The following is a 4914-nucleotide window of genomic DNA, read 5'->3' on the forward strand; positions in this document are numbered from 1 at the left end:
GGCGCCTCGCCCAGGTCCATCCGCATCCGCACGCTCCACTCCGCCTGCGCGGGGTCCGCGCGGCGGCGGTGCTTGAACACCAGCGCCTGCAGCGAGTCCGCCAGGGCGTCGCTCACCCGGTGCTCGATGACGTCGCGCCGCACGTTGAGCCCGTCGCGGTCATAGCGCAGGGCGAACAGCACGTGCCCCGCCGGCTGCCCGGCCGCCCGCCACGCGGCCGCCACGTCCGCCGCCAGCGCCGCGGAGTCCACCAGCGCGTCGGCGGAGGGGAGCGCGGCGGGCTCGGGGGCCACGCGGCAGGCGCGATCCGCCACGCGCCGGGGCGCGTCGCTCAGCAGCGACTCGCGGGGATGCAGCGTGTCGGGCCGCACCACGGCGCAGGCGGGGAGCGTCAGCAGGGCCGCCAGCGCGGCCAGTGCGCGGGGATGGGTCATCGGCGGATGCGGGTCAGGGAGGGTGACAGCCTCGCGTGCAACGCGCACGTCACGGGGCGGTGACGAATGCGTTACCGTGCCGTTTCAATCCATAATCAAGGTGCATCCCGGATGCCAGGGTTTTGCCTGTAACGATGGAATTTTACGATCGTTACAAACGTCGCGGCCGTGTCACGGTCCGATGGCGCGCCCGGCCCCTCCGTTCATGATGCTTGACGGCCGGGCGGCCCCGCGGGTACAGTCCGACGTCCGGCTCCGTCCCTCCGCGCCACCACCGCACCCGCACCCACTCCTCCCGACCATGAGCGACAATCCGTCCCGCGCCCTCACGGCCGAGGCCATCGGCACGTTCGCGCTGTGCTTCATCGGCATCCTGTCCATCAACCTGGACGCCATCTCGGGCGCGGACGGCACCGCGTCGCTCACCACCGTCGCGCTGGCGCACGGGCTGACCATCGCCGTGATGGTGGCCGCGCTGGGCGCCCTCTCCGGCGCGCACTTCAACCCCGCCGTCACGGCCGGCTTCGTGGCCACGGGGCGGATGACGCCCGCGCGTGGCGCGCAGTACGTGGCCGCGCAGGTGGCCGGCGCCGTCCTGGCGTCGCTGCTGGTGGGCTTTCTCTTCGGGCTCGAGGCGGTCGCGGCGGGCACGCCGGCCATGTCGTCCAACGTGCATCCCCTGGGCGGCGCGGCGGTGGAGGCCGTGACGACGTTCCTGCTGGTGCTGGTGATCTTCGGGACGGCCGTGGACGCGCGGGCACCCCGGTCCGTCTACCCCATGGCCATCGGCCTGACGGTGGCGCTGGACATCATGGCCACGGGCCCCATCACGGGCGCGGCCATGAACCCGGCGCGGGCGCTGGGCCCCGCGCTGGTGGGCGGCCAGTGGGGCGCGCACTGGGTGTACTGGGTGGGGCCCCTGCTGGGCGGCGTGGCCGCGGCGTTCCTGCAGCACCGCTTCTTCATGGTGACGGCGCCCAGCCGGGAGACCGCCGTGCGCGGCGGCCCCGCCCCGGCCGAGGAGCGCGGCCTGGCCTGATCCGCATCGCAGAACGATCTCACAGGGCTCCCGCATGGGAGCCCCGTGGCCGCTGGACAATGGCTGGAACCCTGGATTGCGCTCCCTCGAGACATGGCCCTGACCACCTGCCGCGCGTGCGGCGCCGCCGTCCCCGCCCGCTCCCACGCGTGCCCCGCGTGCGGCGCGCCGCTCTCACCCGGTGCCGTCGCTCCGCCGACCGCTCCAATCGAGACAACCGCGCCCATGCAGTACGCGCCCCTGCCGCCCCGCCCGGCGCCGCCGCCGGAGCGTCCCTGGTGGCGGACGGTCGGCGGATGGCTCGGCGCCGCCGGGTGGGTCGTCGTCCTGGCGGGGCTGTTCTTCCTCTGCCGCGGGATCTACCTGCAATACCGCGGCGCCGACCAGCGCGCCCTGCAGGCCGCGGAGGTCAAGCGCGAAAAGGAGCACGCGCGAAAGGTGTTCGTGTGGGTGCAGGACACGCTGGCCACGACCCTGGTGAAGGGGAGCGCCGGCCGGCCCGCGCCCACCACGGAGCCGGCCAAGCGCGTCTGGGCCGTCGGCCGGATGCTGGCGGACCGGTGGACGTGGGAGCGGCAGATCCTGCAGCGGCACGGGGCCACGGCCCACAACCCGCCCGCGGCGATGGAAACGGTGGATTACCAGGCCAACGCCCGCGCGCACCCCGCGGTGGGCAGGTACCTGGAGAGCCGCGCCGCCGCCATCGCGGAGATCGAGAAGGGGTCCGCCGCCTGGGTGGAGGAGCACATGGCGGCGCTGGCGCGGGAGGCGGGGATGCCCGTGGAGGACGTCCGCGGCCTCTTTCCGCCCGAGTTCGGGAGCGCGGCGGCGGACGCGGCGCCGCACGCGGATGCGCTGCTGGCGTTTCACCGTCACCTGGTGCGCGTGGACCCGTGGGTGCGGCCCGGCGGCGGAGACGACCTGCTCTGGCAGCGCGAGGACGAGGCGCACCGCAGCAGCGAGCTGGCGGCCAGGGTGAACGCCGCCGCCGTCCAGTCGGCGCGGGCGCGGGAGCAGCGGGTCCTCCGCGAGCGGGCCGCCTTCTCCGGCCTGCTGCAGTGACGGACGGCGACGTGATGTCGTGAGCGGGATCGCCCGATCCCTCTGCCCGATCGTCATCGGAGAACGCGGATCGGCCAGACGCGTCATCCCGAGGAGCCGCCGCGCAAACCCTTGCCGGTGCGTGATCCATGGCGGCGACGAAGGATCTTGCCCGCGAAGCTCGGGGGCGACCTTCGTGCACGGCATCCGCCTCCGAGTCTCGCACACAAGATCCTTCGGTCGCGCCAAAGTCCCGCGTGCATTCACGGTATGCGCGGCGCTCCCTCAGGATGACGCATCGTGGACGCGGTTCCAAACAGCCTCTCGATAGGACGCATCGCGGACGCGATTCCAGGCAGCCTCTCGGGATGACGCGTCCGGCGAATACGAATCGGGGCCCCGGCAGCAGCTGCCGGGGCCCCGATCGTCGTCCATCCACCGCAGGACCTTACTTCATCAGGTTCTTGGCGATGGTCTGCAGCTGCATGTTGCTGGTGCCCTCGTAGATCGTGCCGATCTTGCTGTCGCGGTAGAACTTCTCCACCGGGTACTCGCGGGTGGATCCGTGGCTGATTCCGCGATCATTACAGTTCCAATGAAACACAGTGGGGGAAAATGGAGGCCTGAGTTCATCTAAAAGGGCGTAGTCACGGGATGATAGCGAATCACGCGAGATCCCCAGCCGAAACCAGATTTATGACGGAGGCCCTCATGTCACTGATGCCGGCGGTACAACGAATCGTTCTATTGGCAACTATCGTCCAATTCCTCGCGCCGCGGCCATCCCAAGCACAGGAAGCAGCTTCCATTTTCACAACTCTGGGCAAGTTTGCCTCCGGGTTTGACGCTGGACTGGTTTTCTTTGCCCCCACAGGATTCATCCACAGTGATGCCTTGAAGGGCAATGGCGACCTTCAGCAACTCGGGTTCGCGCTGAACAATCCGGATCTGGGGATCACGGTGGGCTTTGACATACTCACTGGGTTCGAAGCCGAAGATGAATCACTGGACATTAGGGGATCTATCCACGCCTTACCTACCGTTTCAAAGCACTACGATGTGGTGCTTCCATCCTTCGGGAGCATTACTCCGAGTACCAGCCTTGGGTTAGGTATTGGGCTGTCGCAGCTACACGATTTCCGCGCAACCGTTGCACAATCCCCCGAGTCAGCTCAGGTCCTGAAAGTCACTGGGACCGGGTATCATGTAGGTACGAGCTTAGCGGTGGGCCTGTCCTTCGGGAGTGCGGGATTCTTCATCGAGAACTCGGTCCGCTACACAAGGTTTCCGAGCCTGGACTGGACTGGGGATAAGCTCATCCCTCCTCCAGCAGGTGGGCCTGCGTCCATGGATCTGTGGACGAGCACACTGCGCATTGGCTTCGGGATCGGTGCGCCGGATGAACCAGCTGAACAGGCTGTGGTGCCCGCTCCGCCCCCCGTGACACTGGCCGAACACCCTGCCCCCCGTTGAGGCAGTACGGGTGGCATTTTCCTTCACATTACTGGAGGCACTATGATGCAGGACGACGATCTCATTTCACGGAACGAACTAGCTAAGTTCCTCGAGGAGCTCCAGAAGCTCGCAGACCGCTATCCTACCGTTGTGAAAGGGGCTGAGTTCATGCTGGACGTCACGGATGACGACGCGGGAGCATTGAACTTGGAGGGTGCGGAAAGCTTCGACCAAAGCACAGCCACCTCTGCCAAGGCCAGCGGCTGCAACCCTCCCTGCCCGCCCGGCATGCGTTGCGTCCTGCTGTTCCCCTCACTTCGACGAGTCTGCGTCAAACGTTAGTAGACTCCAGATCTGCGACTGTGCAGGCGGAAACGAAAGCCCCGACGGGAGAGTCCCGTCGGGGCTTTTCGCCATTCATTGATCTACTGTCTGACCTTACTTCATCAGGTTCTTGGCGATGGTCTGCAGCTGCATGTTGCTGGTGCCCTCGTAGATCGTGCCGATCTTGCTGTCGCGGTAGAACTTCTCCACCGGGTACTCGCGGGTGAAGCCGTATCCGCCGAACAGGTCGATGGCCGTGCTGGCAATGCGCTGCGCCACCTGGCTGCTGAACAGCTTGGCCATGGCGGCTTCCTGCAGGAACGGCTGGCCGGCGTCCTTGAGACGGGCGGCGTTGTACACCATCAGCCGCGCGGCCTCGAGCTCCGTGGCCATCTGCCCGATCTGGAACTGCACGCCCTGGAAGTCGCCGATGCGCTTGCCGAACTGCTCGCGCTCCTGCACGTACTTGATGGTGGCGTCCAGCGCGCCCTGGCCAATGCCGATCATCTGCGCGCCGATGCCGATGCGGCCCTCGTTGAGCGTCTCGATGGCGACCTTGTAACCCTTGCCGACGGCCCCGAGCACGCACTCGCGGGGCACCGCGCAGTTCTCGAAGATCAG

General features: G+C 67.8%; 6 protein-coding genes and 1 pseudogene. 4 read left to right on the top strand and 3 right to left on the bottom strand.

The genetic code is table 11. The features are described from left to right. Positions 1-434: hypothetical protein (locus VFZ20_RS16690; protein WP_329685047.1), on the bottom strand; the 434-nt coding region annotated here is incomplete at its 3' end. 301 nt (positions 435-735) lie between these two features. Here VFZ20_RS16690 and VFZ20_RS16695 point away from each other — a divergent pair. Beyond that, positions 736-1473: an MIP/aquaporin family protein gene (locus tag VFZ20_RS16695; RefSeq protein ID WP_329685048.1), complete on the top strand. Its 738-nt coding sequence runs from the start codon at positions 736-738 to the stop codon at positions 1471-1473. 225 nt (positions 1474-1698) lie between these two features. Then, positions 1699-2535 carry a hypothetical protein gene (locus tag VFZ20_RS16700; RefSeq protein ID WP_329685049.1) on the top strand — a complete coding sequence of 279 codons (837 nt, stop codon included), beginning with the start codon at positions 1699-1701 and terminating at the stop codon, positions 2533-2535. Positions 2536-2962: 427 nt separating this feature from the next. On the opposite strand, the pseudogene VFZ20_RS16705 reads toward VFZ20_RS16700, so the two are convergent. After that, a pseudogene (locus tag VFZ20_RS16705) lies at positions 2963-3082 on the bottom strand (acyl-CoA dehydrogenase family protein); the annotation flags it as partial. A gap of 143 nt (positions 3083-3225) precedes the next feature. Here VFZ20_RS16705 and VFZ20_RS16710 point away from each other — a divergent pair. Together VFZ20_RS16710 and VFZ20_RS16715 are read left to right on the top strand one after the other, a co-directional pair. Continuing rightward, positions 3226-3987 (top strand): hypothetical protein, encoded by a 762-nt coding sequence (locus tag VFZ20_RS16710; RefSeq protein WP_329685051.1) that lies wholly within the window; start codon positions 3226-3228, stop codon positions 3985-3987. Between the two features lie 42 nt (positions 3988-4029). Next, complete coding sequence (locus VFZ20_RS16715) at positions 4030-4311, top strand: hypothetical protein (protein ID WP_329685052.1); 282 nt, start codon at positions 4030-4032, stop codon at positions 4309-4311. Positions 4312-4407: 96 nt separating this feature from the next. Here the strand turns inward: VFZ20_RS16715 and VFZ20_RS16720 are convergent. Further along, positions 4408-4914 (bottom strand): acyl-CoA dehydrogenase family protein (locus VFZ20_RS16720; RefSeq protein WP_329685053.1); only part of this gene is annotated, 507 nt, incomplete at its 5' end.

Source organism: Longimicrobium sp. (assembly GCF_036280135.1).
Lineage (GTDB): Bacteria > Gemmatimonadota > Gemmatimonadetes > Longimicrobiales > Longimicrobiaceae > Longimicrobium.